The organism is Streptomyces sp. NPDC107654 (assembly GCF_055639035.1).
Map to the genome: position 1 here is coordinate 1 of NZ_JBVKBI010000042.1, position 15780 is coordinate 15780.

At 73.3% G+C, this 15780-nt stretch carries 15 protein-coding genes and 1 pseudogene; 8 read left to right on the top strand and 8 right to left on the bottom strand.

The window, feature by feature from the left end:
- Positions 1 to 104: 104 nt before the first annotated feature.
- The gene (locus ACZ7N4_RS37970) at positions 105 to 1436 is read right to left on the bottom strand and encodes an aminotransferase class I/II-fold pyridoxal phosphate-dependent enzyme (protein ID WP_471368308.1); all 1332 of its coding nucleotides are present in this window, start codon (positions 1434 to 1436) and stop codon (positions 105 to 107) included.
- 61 nt (positions 1437 to 1497) lie between these two features.
- On the opposite strand from ACZ7N4_RS37970, the gene ACZ7N4_RS37975 reads away from it, so the two are divergent.
- Entirely contained in the window at positions 1498 to 2178 is a 681-nt protein-coding gene (locus ACZ7N4_RS37975) for a pyridoxamine 5'-phosphate oxidase family protein (RefSeq protein ID WP_471368310.1), read from the top strand.
- A 16-nt stretch (positions 2179 to 2194) separates the two neighbouring features.
- Here the strand turns inward: ACZ7N4_RS37975 and ACZ7N4_RS37980 are convergent, their stop codons facing one another.
- From ACZ7N4_RS37980 to ACZ7N4_RS37990, 3 genes are all read right to left on the bottom strand, one after another.
- Entirely contained in the window at positions 2195 to 3166 is a 972-nt protein-coding gene (locus ACZ7N4_RS37980) for a DMT family transporter (protein WP_471368312.1), read from the bottom strand.
- A 210-nt stretch (positions 3167 to 3376) separates the two neighbouring features.
- Positions 3377 to 4381, bottom strand: a complete 1005-nt coding sequence (locus ACZ7N4_RS37985) for an EamA family transporter (protein ID WP_471368315.1) — start codon at positions 4379 to 4381, stop codon at positions 3377 to 3379.
- A gap of 86 nt (positions 4382 to 4467) precedes the next feature.
- Positions 4468 to 5049 (bottom strand): Clp protease N-terminal domain-containing protein, encoded by a 582-nt coding sequence (locus tag ACZ7N4_RS37990; protein ID WP_471368316.1) that lies wholly within the window; start codon positions 5047 to 5049, stop codon positions 4468 to 4470.
- A 246-nt stretch (positions 5050 to 5295) separates the two neighbouring features.
- Between ACZ7N4_RS37990 and ACZ7N4_RS37995 the strand changes: the two genes are divergently transcribed.
- Positions 5296 to 5724, top strand: coding sequence for a type II toxin-antitoxin system Rv0910 family toxin (locus ACZ7N4_RS37995; protein ID WP_471368317.1), 429 nt, complete (start codon positions 5296 to 5298; stop codon positions 5722 to 5724).
- Positions 5725 to 5905: 181 nt separating this feature from the next.
- Here the strand turns inward: ACZ7N4_RS37995 and ACZ7N4_RS38000 are convergent, their stop codons facing one another.
- The gene (locus ACZ7N4_RS38000; RefSeq protein WP_471368319.1) at positions 5906 to 6541 is read right to left on the bottom strand and encodes a PadR family transcriptional regulator; all 636 of its coding nucleotides are present in this window, start codon (positions 6539 to 6541) and stop codon (positions 5906 to 5908) included.
- Between the two features lie 232 nt (positions 6542 to 6773).
- Here ACZ7N4_RS38000 and ACZ7N4_RS38005 point away from each other — a divergent pair, with 232 nt between their 5' ends.
- Positions 6774 to 7856: a BUD32 family EKC/KEOPS complex subunit gene (locus tag ACZ7N4_RS38005; protein ID WP_471368320.1), complete on the top strand. Its 1083-nt coding sequence runs from the start codon at positions 6774 to 6776 to the stop codon at positions 7854 to 7856.
- Between the two features lie 77 nt (positions 7857 to 7933).
- Here ACZ7N4_RS38005 and ACZ7N4_RS38010 read toward each other — a convergent pair.
- Positions 7934 to 8348 (bottom strand): annotated as a pseudogene (locus ACZ7N4_RS38010) (MerR family DNA-binding transcriptional regulator).
- A 438-nt stretch (positions 8349 to 8786) separates the two neighbouring features.
- Here ACZ7N4_RS38010 and ACZ7N4_RS38015 point away from each other — a divergent pair.
- Positions 8787 to 9599 (top strand): PhzF family phenazine biosynthesis protein, encoded by an 813-nt coding sequence (locus ACZ7N4_RS38015; RefSeq protein ID WP_471368322.1) that lies wholly within the window; start codon positions 8787 to 8789, stop codon positions 9597 to 9599.
- 7 nt (positions 9600 to 9606) lie between these two features.
- On the opposite strand, the gene ACZ7N4_RS38020 is transcribed toward ACZ7N4_RS38015, so the two are convergent.
- Together ACZ7N4_RS38020 and ACZ7N4_RS38025 are read right to left on the bottom strand one after the other, a co-directional pair.
- Positions 9607 to 10404, bottom strand: a complete 798-nt coding sequence (locus ACZ7N4_RS38020; protein WP_471368364.1) for a CPBP family intramembrane glutamic endopeptidase — start codon at positions 10402 to 10404, stop codon at positions 9607 to 9609.
- Positions 10405 to 10775: 371 nt separating this feature from the next.
- The gene (locus tag ACZ7N4_RS38025) at positions 10776 to 12293 is read right to left on the bottom strand and encodes a glutamate-cysteine ligase family protein (RefSeq protein ID WP_471368324.1); all 1518 of its coding nucleotides are present in this window, start codon (positions 12291 to 12293) and stop codon (positions 10776 to 10778) included.
- Between the two features lie 569 nt (positions 12294 to 12862).
- Between ACZ7N4_RS38025 and ACZ7N4_RS38030 the strand changes: the two genes are divergently transcribed.
- From ACZ7N4_RS38030 to ACZ7N4_RS38045, 4 genes are all read left to right on the top strand, one after another.
- Positions 12863 to 13462 carry a hypothetical protein gene (locus ACZ7N4_RS38030; protein WP_471368326.1) on the top strand — a complete coding sequence of 200 codons (600 nt, stop codon included), beginning with the start codon at positions 12863 to 12865 and terminating at the stop codon, positions 13460 to 13462.
- 343 nt (positions 13463 to 13805) lie between these two features.
- Positions 13806 to 14012, top strand: a complete 207-nt coding sequence (locus ACZ7N4_RS38035; RefSeq protein ID WP_471368327.1) for a DUF5999 family protein — start codon at positions 13806 to 13808, stop codon at positions 14010 to 14012.
- A gap of 307 nt (positions 14013 to 14319) precedes the next feature.
- Positions 14320 to 14850, top strand: a complete 531-nt coding sequence (locus ACZ7N4_RS38040; RefSeq protein WP_471368329.1) for a universal stress protein — start codon at positions 14320 to 14322, stop codon at positions 14848 to 14850.
- Between the two features lie 304 nt (positions 14851 to 15154).
- Positions 15155 to 15718, top strand: a complete 564-nt coding sequence (locus tag ACZ7N4_RS38045) for a hypothetical protein (RefSeq protein WP_471368331.1) — start codon at positions 15155 to 15157, stop codon at positions 15716 to 15718.
- Positions 15719 to 15780: the final 62 nt, after the last annotated feature.

Sequence of the window (15780 nt, forward strand, 5' to 3'; positions counted from 1 at the left end):
CAGATACGACAAGCGCGGTTACGTCTTCCTCGGGACCGCGACCGCCGCAACCCTCGTCATCTGGCTCCGGGCATGATCGGCCGGACAAGTCCTAGCCTCACGGACTAGCCGTACGCCCGGGCCGGAGACGGTCGTACGGCCGCCGCCACCGCGTCGGCCAGCGGGGCGACCTCCTCCTCGGCGAGCGGTGAGATCGTGACGCGGACGCCCTGCGGGGAGGCCAGGCGGAAGCGGGCCCCCGGGGCCACCGCCCAGCCCGCCTGGACGAGTCGGGCCACCGCGGCCGTCTCGTCGGGGACCGGCACCCAGACGTTCATACCGCTGCGGCCGTGGGCGACGACACCCCGCTCCGCCAGCGCGTCCACCAGACCGGCCCTGCGGACCCGGTACGACTCCGCCACCGCCGTCCGGTCCACCGTGCCGTGCGTCCACAGGTGGGCCACGGTCCGCTGCAGCAGCAGGCTCACCCAGCCGGGGCCGAGGCGCTGGCGGCCCCTGACCCGGTCGACGGTGACGGGGTCACCGGTGAGGACGGCGAGACGCAGATCGGGGCCGTAGGCCTTGGCGGCGGAGCGGGCGAAGGCCCAGTGCCGGGTGGTGCCCGCGAGGGGATGCAGGGGCAGGTCGACGATGCCGTGGCCGTGATCGTCCTCGATCAGCAGGGTCTCCGGGTGGTCGCGCAGCACGGCACGCAGGGCACGCGCGCGCGTGGCGGTCAGCGAGGCGCCGGTCGGGTTCTGGGCCCGGTCGGTGACGATCACGGCACGGGCCCCGGCCTCCAGGGCGCGGCGCAGATCGTCCGGGCGCGGCCCGTCGTCGTCCACGCCGACCGGGGCCGTGTGCAGGCCGAGGGCGGGGACGAGGTCGAGGAGGCTGCCCCAGCCGGGGTCCTCGACGGCGACCGTGTCGCCGGGGCGGAGGTGCGCGGCGAGGAGGCGTTCGACGGCGTCCAGGGAGCCGGAGGTCACGGTCAGCGGGCCGGCGGGCACGCCGTCGGCGTCCAGTTCGGCGCGGGCGACGCGCGCGAGGCCGGCGTCCACGGGGTCGTCGCCGTAGAGGACGGGCCGGCCGTCGCTCGCCCCGGCCGCCGCGGCGAGCGCCGGGGCCAGGCGGGGCAGCAGGGCCGGGTCCGGATTGCCCGTGGAGAGGTCGCGCCCGCCGGGCGGCACCTCCACCCGCAGTTGCTCCCGGCCGGTGGTGGCAGGCCTGGGGCGGACACGGCTCCCCCGGCGCCCGGCCGTCTCGATCACCCCGCGCTCGCGCAGTGTGCGGTAGGCGGCCGCGACGGTGTTCGGATTCACCCCCAGCCGCTCCGCCAACTCCCGCATGGACGGCAGCACCTGGCCGGGCCGCAGCTCCCCCGCACCGACCGCCCGCTCGACACTGGCGGCGATCTCGGCTGCGCCCCGCCCACTGATCCGATATTCTCCTAGCACAAAGAACATTATGCACTAGTACGAAAATCTTCGCACGCTCGCCGTCATCGAGGGGATCATCATGCAGGGCACGACCGAGGACACCCGGGCCACCGCCTACCAGCCGACCGACCGCACCGTGCCCACGCGCTCCGCCGACCGGGCCTCGTACGACGCGGAGCTGGTGCACGCCATATTGGACGAGGGGTACGTCTGCCACCTGGGCTTCGTCCGGGACGGCGCCCCTGTGGTGCTGCCGACGCTGTACGGCCGGGTCGGCGAGCGGCTGTACGTCCACGGATCCACCGGTTCGCGCCCGCTGCGGATGACCGGCCAGGCCGACCCCGGTCTGCCGGTGTGCCTGACGGTCACCCATGTCGACGGTCTGGTGCTGGCCCGCTCCGCCTTCCACCACTCGATCAACTACCGCTCGGTCGTGGTGCACGGCATCGCGCACGAGGTCACCGACCCCGAGGAGCGGCGCCTGGCCCTGGACGCGCTGGTCGACCACGTCGTCCCGGGCCGGGCCGCCGACTCCCGGCCCGCGAACAGGAAGGAGCTGGCCGCCACCGCCGTCATCCGCCTGGACCTGGAGGAGGTCTCGGCCAAGGTCCGCACCGGCGGCGCCAACGACGAGCCGGACGACCTCTCCCTGCCGCACTGGGCCGGCGTCGTCCCGCTCCGCAAGGGCTACGACACCCCGGTTCCCAACGCCGACCTGACGCCCGGCATCGAGCTGCCCGACTACCTGGCGGCGCGGTAGCAGCGCGGGGCGCCCCTCACTCAGGAACCGTCTTCCGCCGGCCGGCGCCACGGGCCTCGCTCACGGCGAGGCCCGCGACGGCTCCGAGCAGCAGCAGGGTGCCGGCCACCGTGGCCGCCGTGAGCCGTTCGCCGAGCAGGACGACGGCGAGCACGGCCGCCGTCACCGGCTCCAGCAGCATGATCACCGAGACGGTGGCGGACCGGACGACGGCGGCTCCCGCGAAGTAGAGGGCGTACGCGAGGGCCGTGGGCACGGCGGCGATGTAGAGCAGCAGCCACAGCAGCCGGACCGGGTGGGCCGTGTGCGGGAGCAGCCCCTCGTGCACCGCGAACGGCAGCAGACACAGACTGGTCACCGCGAAGGCCCCCACCGTGGTGCCGCCGGCGTCCGTGCCACCGCTCCTCCCCCACCAGCGGGTGAGCAGGGTCATGACGGCGTAGCCCGCCGCCGACGCCAGGGCCTGCAGCACACCCGCCGGACGGACGGTCGCGGCCGAGCCGGCGAGGGTGAGCACGGCCAGCCCGGCGAGCGCACCGGCGACCGCGGTGACACCGCCCGCGCCGAGCCGCTCGCCGAGCAGCGGCCGGGCCCCGAGCGCGATGAGCACGGGGCCCGCGCCGAGGGTCACGACGGTGGCCACGGCCAGTCCGGTCGACGCGACGGCCGCGAAGTACGCGGTCTGGAACACGGCGAGACCGAGCCCGGTGGCCAGGGCCCGCGTGATCCCGCGGCGCGTGGACCCGGCCGGGACCGTGACCGTCGCCGTGACCACACCGGTACGGCGGACGCGCGGGCGCAGCAGCCGGCCGGCCGCGAGGAGGGCCAGCCCCAGCGCGCAGCGCCAGAAGGAGAGGGCGAAGGCGCCCAGGTCACTGGCCCGGTAGACCAGCGAGGCGGCGGCGCCGGCGGTGCCCCAGGCGGCACCGGTGATGATCAGATACAGCAGGCCACGCCCGACGGGCAGGCCGGACGCAGGGCGCGACAAGGTCGACGTGGAAGACAAGGGGATCTCTCCGCAGAAGCGCACGCGTACGTGCGGAAGTTCGGGGGCGTCCCCGCTTCGGCGGGGCGCACGGACTTCTTCTGCGGGCAGCACCGTCCAGCCCGGCGCGTGCGCGCCGGGCGATGACCCGGAGGCCCGCCTCAGGCGGCCGGGGGCGGAAGAACGCGTGCGTGCTGCGGCATGGGCCGGACTCTAGGCGGCGGTGCCCCGGGCGGACAACTCCCTTTCCGCGCCGCCCGAGGCGACCGGTTCCGGGGAGCCCTCGGCCGGGGTGGAGGACTGGGCGATGAACGCGCCGACCAGGACGACCGCGCCACCGGCGACCTGCGGCGCGCTCAGGTGCTCGTCGAGCAGCACCCAGGCCAGCACGGTCGCGATGACCGCCTCCAGGCAGGCGACGACACCGGCGACCTGCGGCGACAGCCGGCGCACGGACAGCACTCCGGTGACGTACGCGATCACGGTGGCGACGAGCACGATCCAGGCGAGCAGGGCGACGGCAGGTACGGCGGTGCCGCCCAGGTCCGCGGAGCCCGCGAGCGCCGACCAGTCCATGCTCCAGGGCCGGGCCACGACCGTCAGCACGGCGGCGCCGACGAGCAGCCCGTAGGCGATGACACCGAGCGGGTCCGGCGCCGCGTCGCCCGCGTCGCCGCCCTGGTCGGACAGGACGAAGTAGCCGACCTGGCAGCAGGCGGCGCCGAGGGCCAGCACCAGGCCCAGCGCGTCGAAGCTCAGGCCGGACCAGACCTCGACCACACAGGCGAGGCCGCCCGCCGCGAGGACCACGCCGAGCGCGGCGGCACGGGTGACGGGCCGCCGCTGCACGAACCGCACCCAGCCCAGCACCAGGGCGGGGGCCAGGTACTCGACGAGCAGGGCCACGCCGACCGGGATGCGGGACAGCGCGGCGAAGTAGCAGGCCTGGACACCGGCGACGGCGAGCAGCCCGAACCCGGCGAGCAGCGCGGGCCGGCGGCGCGGCAGGTCCCGGTGCCGTACCGCCAGCGGCAGCATCACCAGGGCGGCGCCCGCCACCCGCAACCACACCACGTGCAGCGGTTCGAGACCCGCCTCGATCAACGGCTTGGCGGCCACTCCGGACCCGCCGAAGGCCAGCGCCGACACGATCGCGAGACCGAGCCCGGCGCCCTTGCCGGGGCTGTGGTGACTGCTCACAGACGTATGCACCGGCACATGATGACAGGTGCCGACAGGAGCGTCATCCCTGGTGACACCTGTCTCAGCTGGTGGACCGCTGGAAGTACGGACGGCACGGACGGTCAGCAGGCCGCGCCGTCGTCGGCGTGATCGCCGGCTCCCGCCTCGATCCGCGCCGACAGCTCGCTCGCGGGGATGCCGGCCCGTTCGAGCACCTCGACGGCCCGGGACCGCGGGTCCGCGGCGAGCGCCGCGAGCAGGTCGGTGCCGCCGACCCGGGGCGCGCCCCGACTCCGGGCGCGGGCCGCCGCGTCCGCGAGCGCGGCGGCCGCGGCGGGGGACCAGCCGTCTCCGCCCCCGCCCGCGGGATCGGCGGGAGCGGCCGGCGCGGGTACGACGGGCACCGCACCGGAGTCCTCCACGCCGGCCTGCCAGCGCAGGCCGTAGCCGATGCTGCGCTGTACGAGGTAGCCGAGGAGGCGGGCGAGCCGTTGCGGTCCGCCGACGGCGGCGCGGACTTCGGGGTCGTGTTCCAGCAGGGCGTGGAGGAGATGGGCGGTGTCGGTGTGCCGGTCCCCGTCCCGCACGGCCCGGCGGCGGGCACCGGCGATCACCGCTGCCAGCTCGGCGTCGAGCCCGGCAGCGCCGTCCGGGTGCGGAACCGCTCCGTCCTGGGCGGTCCGAGGGGCTGTACGGGGTTGCACATCCCCTACCTCATCAGCCGCGACGGGACGGGGCATCCACGAGGGGAACCATTTTCGCGTCCCACGCCGAGTGGACATCGCCGACCCGGATCTCATCCTTACGGAGGAGATCCGACCGATCCCACGCGGGAACGGCCTTCCCCCTCAGCGCGTTCCTGACGCTCCATCAGTATTGAATGTTCGCGCCCCCGCCGCTACGTTCCGCGACACCGTAGCCCGATACGCCCGATCCGAAGGGGTGGTCGCATGGCCGAAGTCAGCGCGGAGGCACGCATCCAGGCGCCGGCCGAGAAGGTGTGGGCCCAGCTCACCGACTGGCCGTCGTACGGGGCGTGGAACGCGACGCATACCGGCTTCCCCCAGGGCGGTCCGCGGACGCTCGCCGTGGGCGGCACGTTCCAGGAGAACATGAAGCTGATGGGTTTCCCGGCGGAGGTCGACTGGACCATCGAGGAACTGGAGCCGGCCCGGGTGTTCGCCATCCGCGGCAAGGGCCCGATGGCGGTGACCGTCGCCACCCGCTACACCCTGACGCCGGACGGGGACGCGACGACGGTACGGATCGACGGCGAGTTCACCGGCGCCGCGGTGTCGCTGATGGCGGGCAGGCTCAAGGACTCGGCGACGGCCGCCCTGCACGAGTCGCTGCGCAAGCTGGACGGCCTGGTGGCCTGAGCCGGACACGCGTGGACGGCCTGGTCGCCTGCGTCCGGACACGCGTCGACGGCCCGGTGGCCTGCGCCGGACACGCGTCGACGGCCCGGTGGCCTGCGCCCGGACACACGAAGGCGCCCCGCACGCGTCAACGCGCGGGGCGCCCGGGCCGTCGCGGGGGCGACGGCACCCGCCGACGGGCTCAGTGCTCGTCGGCGAGGATGAGGTACAGCTTCTTGCGGGCGTCATTGACGACGGCCAGCGCCTTCTCGCGCTGTTCCTTGCTGCCGGTCTTCCAGACCTGGCCGAAGGCCTCCATCAGGCCGAAGCCGGCCTGGCGGATCTCACCGAGGGCCTCCCAGTCGACCCCGCGCGAGGCCTCCTCCCAGGGAGCGTCCGCCACCTCCTCGACGGCGGCCCGCCCGCTCTCGGTCAGCGAGAACAGCTTCTTGCCGCCCTCGCTCTCGCTGGCGATCAGCCCCTCGTCCTCCAGCAGCTGGAGGGTGGGGTAGACCGAGCCGGGGCTGGGCTTCCAGGCGCCGCCGCTGCGTTCGGCGATCTCCTGGATCATCTCGTAGCCGTGCATGGGCCGGTCCTTGAGCAGGGCCAGGATCGAGGCGCGCACATCACCTCGCCGCGCCCGCCCGCGCGGACCTCCTCGCCCGCGCGGCCCCCAGGGGCCCGGGCCGAATCCGGGCCCGCCGGGGCCGAACCCCGGCCCACCCGGCCCGAAGGGACCGAAGGCGGCCCGCCGCCCCTCGAAACCGCCGAAGCCGCCCATGCCCCGCCGGCCGGGGCCCTCGTGCCGATGTCCACGCTCGAATCCGTGGGTACGCATCGCGATCACTCCATTCCATCGCTGATCTGTCGCATCTACATCGCGTATCGTTCGCGATGGCTCAACGATATATCGGAACCGATCGCATGACAAGCCCCTTGTGTCGGCGAGACGAGGAGCGGATCATCGCCCTCGGCAGGAGAGGGCGCGAAGAGCTCCTGCCGGGGTGTTCGTCGAAGGGGCCGCACGACAGGCGGGCGCCCGACTGGAGGCACAGGTGAAGAGCGCTGACATGTCCCGCGGTGCTCGTCTGGCGGCCCACGGTGCCGTGTCCACGTCGCTGGCGCTCTGCAGTGATCGCAGACTGCGTGAACTCGTGGACGGAGCCACTCCGGTGGGTTCCGGCATCGGCGGGAGGACGGTACGGCTGGAAGTCGACGGGACCCCGGTCTTCGTCAAGCAGGTACCCCTGACCGATCTGGAACGACGGCCGGAGAACGTCCACTCCACCGCGAATCTGTTCGGAGTGCCTTCCTTCTGCCAGTACGGCATCGGCACGATCGGCAGCCCGGGGTTCGGAGCCTGGCGGGAGCTGGCCGTGCAGACCATGACGACGAACTGGGTGATCGCGGGCGACTACGAGGGTTTCCCGCTGATGTACCACTGGCGGGTCGTACCAGGGCCTGGCCGGCCACTTCCCGAGGAGCTGGCCGACGCCGAACGAGTCGCCGCGTACTGGGGAGGGGGACCGGGCGTACGCCGCCGGATCGAGGCTCTGCGGCGGTCCACGGCGAGTCTCATGCTGTTCCTGGAGTACATCCCGCAGAACCTGCACGACTGGTTGAGCGTTCAGACCGGGGCCGGTGACGAGGCGGCCGGGCAGGCCTGCGCCATGGTCGACGGCGAGTTGCGAGCCGGCACCTCGTTCATGAGCGCCCGGGGGCTGCTGCACTTCGACGCCCACTTCGAGAACATCCTGACCGACGGCCGCCGCCTGTACTTCGCGGACTACGGCCTCGCGCTCTCCTCCCGCTTCGACCTGTCCCGGGCCGAGGCCGCCTTCCACGACCGGCACCGGAGCCACGACCACTGCTACACGGCCTCGTACCTGGTGTACTGGCTGATCACTACCCTGTACGGATACGGGTGGGACGAGCGCCTCGCGCTGGTGCGCGCGTGTGCCGAGGGGGAGCGTCCCACGGGAATCCCGGAGGCGGCCGCGGCGATCATCACTCGCCACGCGCCGCTCGCCGCGGTGATGTGGGACTTCTTCCGCACGCTCCGGGAGGAGAACCGGGAGACTCCTTACCCGCTGGAGGCGATCCGCCGGGTCGGAGAGCAGACCGGATCGCTTGATGCGGTGACGGTGCCGTAGAGGTCCCCGCGACTGACAGCCGGTGATGCGGTCATCTCCGACCGAGCCGACGCGGCTGTCTCAAGCCGGCCCTGGACTCAGCCGGTCCGGTTCGCCGGGCGCAGGGGACAGCCCGTGCCGACGCGGGCCGTGAGGTCGACGCGGAGGACCGCCAGTGCGGCCATGCGCTCGTCGACGACGCGGATCTTGTTCCGGAACCGGGCCGACAGGGCCTCGGCACCGTCCGGCGCGTCCCGCAACTGGGCTCCATGCGGGCGATTCGGCAAGGGTGAACCCGAGCGTCTGCGCGGTGCGCACGTACGGCAGCCACACCACCGTCTCCGGCGGGAGGTCGCGGTAGCCGTCGGGCAGCCGGTCGCCCTCGATCAGGCCGGTCTTCTCGAGGAAACGCAGCGTGTCCTTGGACACCCCGGTACGCGCCGCCAGCTCTCCGATGCGATTGACACCCTCACGGCTCGGTCGAGTTGACCTCGGAACGCACTCCGCTTCCAGCGTGAGCGGTGCCCGGGCGAGCCCTTCCCAGGAGGTGCACCCTGCCGCCCCCGCCTGCCCGCGCGTCGTCCGAACCGGCGGCTGGTACGACCTGATCGTCACACCCCCGGCTTCGGGATCCCCTGGACCTACACGCTGGTCCACCGCCTGCTGTCGGCCGGAGGTGACGCGGCAGGCCCGCGCTCACCTGTAGCAGGCCAACGCGCCGGCCCACGGCGGACCGCGGGTGCCGTGGCGCTTCCTGCCCGTGGAGGTGTCGTTCGGCATCGTCCAACTCGCCCCGCGGCTGCGGGTCCGCGCCACCACGGCCGGCCGGGAGTCCGTCCGGCGCTCGTGAATCAGGCCGACAGTCGTGATCAGTCCGGCACTCGCGAATCAGTCCGGCACTCGCGGATTGGCCTTGGTCCGGTGGCCGCCGCGACCGCTAGCGTCGGCGTCATGCGCATTCGAATCGTGGACGCCTTCACCGACCGCCCCTTCGCCGGCAACCCGGCCGGAGTCCTGCTCCTCGACGACGTCTTCCCGGACGACGACTGGCTCCAGAACGTCGCCATGGAGGTCAACCACGCCGAGACGGCGTTCGCGCACCGGCTGCCCGAGGGCGGCGAGGCGGACTGGGCGCTGCGCTGGTTCACGCCCGTCGCCGAGGTCGCGATGTGCGGGCACGCCACCCTCGCGACAGCCCACGTCCTGCACACCACCGGCGCGCACGAGGGCCCGGTGCGGTTCGCCACCCGCAGCGGTGTGCTGATCGCCACGCCCGCCGCGGACGGCTCGGTCACCCTCGACTTCCCGACCGCCCCGCTCACCCCGGTCGACGTTCCGGCCGGGGTCGCCGAGGCGCTGGGCGCGGAGCCGGTCGCCGTCTTCGACACCGGCCCGAACGTCGGCGACCTGCTGGTGGAGCTGGCCGACGAGAAGACCGTCCTCGGCCTTTCCCCCGACCACCGCGCCCTGGGCGCCTACTCCTCCCGGGGCGCCATCGCCACCGCCCGCGCCGACGACCCGGCCCGCGGCTACGACTTCGTCTCCCGCTGCTTCTTCCCGAACGTCGGCATCGACGAGGACCCTGTCACCGGCAGCGCCCACACCGCGCTCGCACCGTACTGGTCGCCCCGGCTCGGCCGCGACGACCTCACCGGGCTCCAGGCCTCCCGCCGTACCGGGCTGGTCCGCACCGGTCTGCGGGGCGAGCGCACCCTGCTCACCGGCCGCGCGGTGACGGTCATCGAGGGCGAGCTGCGCGCCTGAGGGCCGTCTAGGCGGTCGGCAGCCAGCCCACCTTGCCGGCGAGGAGGGCGTAGCCGACGAAGGCGCCGATGTCGAGCAGGGAGTGCGCGACGACCAGCGGACCGACCCGGCCCCAGCGACGGTAGAGGAGGACGAAGACCACGCCCATGACCATGTTGCCGAGGAAGCCGCCGATGCCCTGGTAGAGGTGGTAGGAGCCGCGCAGGACCGCGCTGGCGACCAGCGCGGTCCCCGGGGCCCAGCCCGACTGACCGAGCCGGCGCAGCAGATAGCCGACGACGATCACCTCTTCGAGGATCGCGTTCTGCAGCGCGGAGAGGATCAGCACCGGGTACTTCCACCAGACGTCCGGCAGTGCCTCGGGGACGACGGTGAGGTTGAAGCCGAGGCCGCGGGCGGCGAGGTAGAAGGCGATGCCGGTGCTGCCGATCACCGCCGCGACACCGGCGCCGCGGGCCAGGTCGGGCCAGGGCCGGGTGCGGTCGAAGCCGAGGGTGCGCAGGCTCGTGCCCTCGCGCAGCAGCAGGTGGGCGACGAGTGCCACGGGGATCAGCGCGGTGGCGATGCCGAAGAGCTGCCAGGCCAGGTCCAGCCAGGGGCGGCCGGGCGCGGCCGAGGCGTTGAGGGTGGCCGCCTGGTCCTTGAGGCCGCCCGGCTTGGTGACCGAGCCGATGAAGCTGATCAGCGCGGACACCCCGCTCGCCCCGAGCGAGAGCCCCAGCACGAGCAGCGTCTCGTCCCGCAGGACCCGCCGCCCGCGCTCCCCCACCGAGGACTCAGCCACCGACCCAGCCTCCACCTGCACCCCTGCCTCCAGCGACCTCACGGGCCCATGACCCACCTTCGCGTGGCAAGGATCGCAGAAGGAACCGCGGCGAGCGCGCGCCGGCCCGCGAAGCCCAGCGCCACAGCCTCCCGACACCCACCGACCCCCGGCGCCCCGTCCTGACGGCACCGACTGACGACCGCCGCGCACCGGGACCGGGCGTCCATCCGGACGGCATCCATCGAGCCCGGCGCCTCACCCCCGGACCGCCGGGCCGGAGGAACGCGGCCCCTGGGCTGTGGGGAGCCGGCGGCGGGCTGAGCGCCGTACGGACCGCCGGTCCGCACCGTGGAGCTGAGCGCCGTCGCGAAGCGGCGGCGGCTCCCCTCACCCCACGGATCCCGGCACCCTCACCCCAGCGATGCCGGCTCCGGCAAGCCCACCGGCCACGTGTGCACCGGCTCTCCTCCATGCATCAGCTCGGCGTACCGCCGCGTCGTCGCCGCGAGGGCCGCCTCCCGGGACAGCCCCCGCTCCAGTGCCCGGTGGAAGGTGGCCGCCTGCCAGGACGCCCCGTTGACCCGGCGCCGGCAGCGTTCCTCGATCACGCCCAGGTAGAGGTCGCGGTCGGCGGCCTCCACTCCCCACGCGTCCAGCCCGGCCGCCGCGAGCGGCAGCAGCTCGTCGCGGACCAGCGTGACCGCGTCGACCTCGCTCGTGCCGCCGTAGCGTCCCCGCCGGGGCCAGACGAAGCGGGCGTCGATGCCGTAACGGCAGGCCGCGTCGAAGTTCGCCTCCGCAGCGGCGAACGGCAGCCGTGTCCACACCGGCCGGGACTCCTCGGCGAGGGCGCGGACGAGGCCGTAGTAGAAGGCCGAGTTGGCGATCACGTCGGTGATGGTCGGACCGGCCGGCAGCACCCGGTTCTCCACGCGCAGGTGCGGGACGCCGTCCGCGATGTCGTACACCGGCCGGTTCCACCGGTAGATCGTGCCGTTGTGCAGGACGAGCTCGGCGAGCTTCGGCACCCCGCCGGCCTCGATGACCTCCAGCGGCTCCTCGTCGTCGCACAGCGGCAGCAGGGCCGGGAAGTAGCGCAGGTTCTCCTCGAACAGGTCGTACGCGGAGGAGATCCACCGCTCGCCGAACCAGGTGCGCGGCCGTACACCCTGCGCCTGGAGCTCGGGCGGCCGGGTGTCGGTGGACTGCAGGAACAGCGGGGGCCGGGACTCGCGCCACAGCTCGTGCCCGAAGAGGAACGGCGAGTTGGCGCCCACCGCGATCTGCGCGGCGCTGGCCGCCTGCGCCGCGTTCCACACGTCGGCGAAGCGGTCGGGGGTGACCTGGAGGTGCAGCTGCACGGAGGTGCACGCGGCCTCGGGCACGATCGACTTCGAGGTGCAGACGAGGTGCTCCACGCCGTCGATGTCGAGCCGGAAGTCCTCTCCGCGCGCGGCGACGATCTGGTCGTTGAGGAGGGTGTAGCGGTCGACCTCGGAGAGGTTGGAGGAGACCAGGTCGTCCCGGCCGAGGGTGGGCAGAATACCGACCATCACGATGCCCGCGTCCACCTCCGAGGCCTTCCGGTCGGCGTAGGCGAGCGAGGTGCGCAGTTCCTCCGCGAGCTGATCGAATACCCGGCCACCCAATCGGTGTGGGGCTATGTTGACTTCCAGGTTGAACATGGCGAGTTCTGTTTGGAAATCGCGACTCGCGATGCGCTCCAGTACCTGCCCGTTCAACATTCTCGGCATGCCGTCGGAGCCCGCGAGATTCAGTTCGATCTCCACTCCCATGAGGTTCTTGGGGCGATCGAATCGCTTCTCGCGCAGCAGCCGCTCAAGCCCCGTCAGGCACTTCTGGAGCTTTTCGCGGTATCGCTGGCGATCGGACAGGTCGAACTGCCCTGCCACGACCTTCTCCCCCATCGAACTGTCCCTCCTCGGACGGGCGGGCCGACGATCCGGCCGCCGGGCTCCCGGGTCAGGAGGGATGATGCCCAGCGGAAGCGATCGATAACGTCCCGCGCGGGCTCCTCGCCCGCTACTCTTTCTGAATGTTCCCGGCGGCACATTCACGAGGCATGCCGCAGGGCGTCCACCGGGTGCCCCCGTTGCCTCGTGAAAAACGCCGACGACATTCGGCCGACCGTTACCGGTGCGTAGGCCGAGGTCAGCGGCGGGGGGCCGCTCCGGAAATCGGGATGATTTCCGCAAATCGGCGGCGTAATTCTATCTTGCCGGGTCGACCGGAATCCGTTAGCTGAAACACCGGCCGAACACGCGTCGTATAAACTTCGTCCGCAAGGCACAAGGTTGGCGCCCTCGGTGCTGGTTTCCGCGGTGTTCCTGTCGTCACGGTTGACGGGCGGCAGACCGAGCCGCACTCTCTTTCACACCGACACGGGCCCCCACCTCTCCGGCCTTCCGTGAGCAGACAGCGCCGTCCGCCCCACCCTCCTCGCGCCGCCGCGCCTGTCGACTGAGAGGCGACCCACATGCCCCTGCACGTTCCTCCTGCCCCCGCGCCTGCCCTGCGCTCCGTCCTCACCGCTCTCGGCTCCCCGACCGCGGTCCGTGAGGCCCGTACTCCCTCCCTGCGTGCCGCGCAGGGTCCCGCGACACCCGAACTCCCGCTGCCCGTCCACGTCCTGGACCGGATCACCGCGCAAGGCCTGTCCGCGACGAGGCTGACCGGCTGGCGCTTCCTGATCCGGTGCGGCGACCGCGCGGTGGCCGCGGCCGAGACCATGCTCACTCCCGACGGCTGGGCCTTCTCGCACTTCTTCGAGGGCCCCTACGTCGCCTCCACCGAGCGTGCCCTGCAGCAGGCGGAGACGCTGCAACAGCCGTACCAGGCGCGCCTGCTCTCCGTACCCGGTCTCTACATGCTCACGCTCTGGCTGCACGGCGACTGCTCCGGCGACGGGTCCGGGGGCCATCCGGCCGCCACCGACCTGCTGGTTCCGCTGGCGCCGGCACCGCCCGGCATCTCGGCACACCGCCCGTTCCGGGTCGCCGAGTTGCTTCCGGTGCTGACCCATCGCGCGACTCCTCTCCCACTGCTCGGCTCGCCGGTCCTCGGCTCACCCGCCTGACCTCCGCACGCGTACCCCGCTGCCCCGAAGGGAAGCGGGGTACGCGTGTGCTCTACGCCTCTCCACCTCCACGTCTCCGCACTTCCACGACGCCACGGCGTCTGCCCGCTCCTGCGCCTCCACGGCTGGACCACCGGGACTAGTCCCATCCGGCCACCGAGAACCACCCGAAGGGACAGTGCACTTGGGCTGAACCGTCCGGGCGGGTGACGCGTCCTGAACCTGTGAGAAGCGGTGCCGCGAAATCCCTGCGGAATCACGCCCAGAGGACAACACTGGGTCCCGACCGACTCTTCATTCACGGGGGACGGACATGATCACGTCAGAGCGAAAGATCCCGCCCATGTGCCAGCACCAGACACCGTGCCCGACAGCCGAATCCGCCGACCGGGAGTCCGCCCGCCTCGTGGCGCACCACCCGGAGCAGGGGTGGAGCCTGCTGTGCAACGGCGTCCTGCTCTTCGAGGACACCGGTGAGCTGCTGCCGGACGGCCGCATCATCGCCCCGCACCGCCCGCTGGGTGCGGGTCAGGTGATGACCGCCGCCTGAACGCGGCACAGTGACCTGAGGGGCCGGCCCGCACGCACCCGGTGTGCACCGGCCCCGACGTGTGTCCGGACATGACCGCGCACCGTAGCGGACCGCTGGCGCAGTGCTTCCCACGAGTCGAACCGGCCGCAGAGGATCCCCGCGTCGCCGGATCCCGTGGCGGGGGCGGAGTCGGCGAGCGGCGCGGGCCGTCCGGCTGGTCGGATCGCCGGTACGGGAGTGGGATGGGAGGAAGGAGCGAGGACCTCGCAGCCGGGCACCCGTCGGGAGCCGCACCCCGCCACTGCCCGGCCGGAACGGTGGAGTCATGTCCGGTAACCACACCCCGGCGGTCGCGCGGGTGGTGGTCGGTGTGAGCGGCTCCCTCAACAGCGTCACGGCCCTGCGCCGGGCCGCCGCGCTGGCCCGCCGGCTGGGAGCCGAACTGTGGCCGGTGCTGGCCTGGGAACCCCCGGGCGGCGACCCCGCCGCCCGGCGCGGCCCCGCCCCCGGTCTGCTGGTCGCGGAGTGGCAGCGGCTGGCCAGGCAGCGGCTGGCCTCGGTGCTCGACGAGATCTTCGGCGCGGAGGGCCCCGGCGTGCCGATGCACGCGCTCGTCGTCCGCGGCGCCCCGGGCCGGGCCCTGGTGGCCACGGCGAACCGGGACGACGACGTCCTGGTCGTGGGCGCGGGCCGGCGCGGGCTGCAGCGGGCCTTCTCCGGCCGGGTCTCCCGCCACTGCCTGACCCACGCCCACTGCCCGGTCCTCGCGGTCCCGCCGTCCCCCCTGGAGTCCGACCTGCTGTCCGTCCACCGCCGCAACACCTGGCACCTGCGGATCGACACGCGGGGGTTGTGACGGGGACGGCATTCTGAAGGGGACGGGGTTGTGACGGGGACGGGGGTTGTGACGGGGACGCGTCTGCGGCCCCTCCGGTTACGGCCGACGGCGGGGGCCGAGCCGGGGCCGGGGGCCCGGGAGCCGGGAGCCGTAGCCCCGGGAGTCGTACCCCCGGGAGCCGGGAGCCGGGACCCGAGAGCCGGGAGCCCGAAAGCCGGGGGTGCCAAGGCCCGGAAGACACCAGGCGGGGAAGCGCCGCCCGCCCGTCAGAATGCCGTCAAGGCAGCGCGCCGACGGCTGCCGTCGGACTACCGTTTCTCCTATGGAGTACCGCGACGACACCCGCCCCCAGACGGCCGGCTCGCACCCGTCCGGCGCCGGGACCGCGGTGTACGACCGCGACTGGACCGAGGACGTGCGCCGTTCGGTCCGCTGCGCCGGCGCCCTGCTGGGCCTGCTGCTGGGCGTCGACTGGACGGCCGGCGGACTGACCTGGTGGCGTGGGGCCCTATGGCTTCTGCTGGCGGTGCTGCTGCTCCTCGTCCTGTTCCCGGTCCGTGTGTCGGCCGGCCCCGGCTGGCTGGCCACCCGTCGTCTGCCGTGGCTGCGCACCCGCCGGGTCCGTACCGACCTGCTGGCCTCGGTGCGCCCGCTGGACGGTGTCACCCAGCGCCTGGTGCTGCGCGACACCCGCGGCAACCGGGTCGAGATCGACCCGGAGGTCCTGATCCGCAATCCGGCGCTGTGGTACCGCCTCGCCGAGGGCGCCCGCGTCTCCGAGGCGGCCGGCACCCTGCGCTGCGGCACGGACGCCCTGCACCGCCTGGCCCGCCGCGTGGACCGCGAGACCGCCCTCGGTGTGTTCCGGGCGTCCGGCCTGGAGTGACGCTCGGTGGCCGCCGCCCGGCCGGCCCCACCCGCACCCACGCGCCCGGCCGGGCGCCGGCC

Bases quoted from the DNA above. Each gene is read 5' to 3' on its own strand.
- ACZ7N4_RS38045 (WP_471368331.1), top strand. From the start codon at position 15,155: ATGGAGTACCGCGACGACACCCGCCCCCAGACGGCCGGCTCGCACCCG.
- ACZ7N4_RS38015 (WP_471368322.1), top strand. From the start codon at position 8,787: ATGCGCATTCGAATCGTGGACGCCTTCACCGACCGCCCCTTCGCCGGC.
- ACZ7N4_RS38000 (WP_471368319.1), bottom strand. From the start codon at position 6,541: ATGCGTACCCACGGATTCGAGCGTGGACATCGGCACGAGGGCCCCGGC.
- ACZ7N4_RS38025 (WP_471368324.1), bottom strand. From the start codon at position 12,293: ATGGGGGAGAAGGTCGTGGCAGGGCAGTTCGACCTGTCCGATCGCCAG.
- ACZ7N4_RS38035 (WP_471368327.1), top strand. From the start codon at position 13,806: ATGTGCCAGCACCAGACACCGTGCCCGACAGCCGAATCCGCCGACCGG.
- ACZ7N4_RS38030 (WP_471368326.1), top strand. From the start codon at position 12,863: ATGCCCCTGCACGTTCCTCCTGCCCCCGCGCCTGCCCTGCGCTCCGTC.
- ACZ7N4_RS38040 (WP_471368329.1), top strand. From the start codon at position 14,320: ATGTCCGGTAACCACACCCCGGCGGTCGCGCGGGTGGTGGTCGGTGTG.
- ACZ7N4_RS37975 (WP_471368310.1), top strand. From the start codon at position 1,498: ATGCAGGGCACGACCGAGGACACCCGGGCCACCGCCTACCAGCCGACC.
- ACZ7N4_RS37995 (WP_471368317.1), top strand. From the start codon at position 5,296: ATGGCCGAAGTCAGCGCGGAGGCACGCATCCAGGCGCCGGCCGAGAAG.
- ACZ7N4_RS38005 (WP_471368320.1), top strand. From the start codon at position 6,774: ATGTCCCGCGGTGCTCGTCTGGCGGCCCACGGTGCCGTGTCCACGTCG.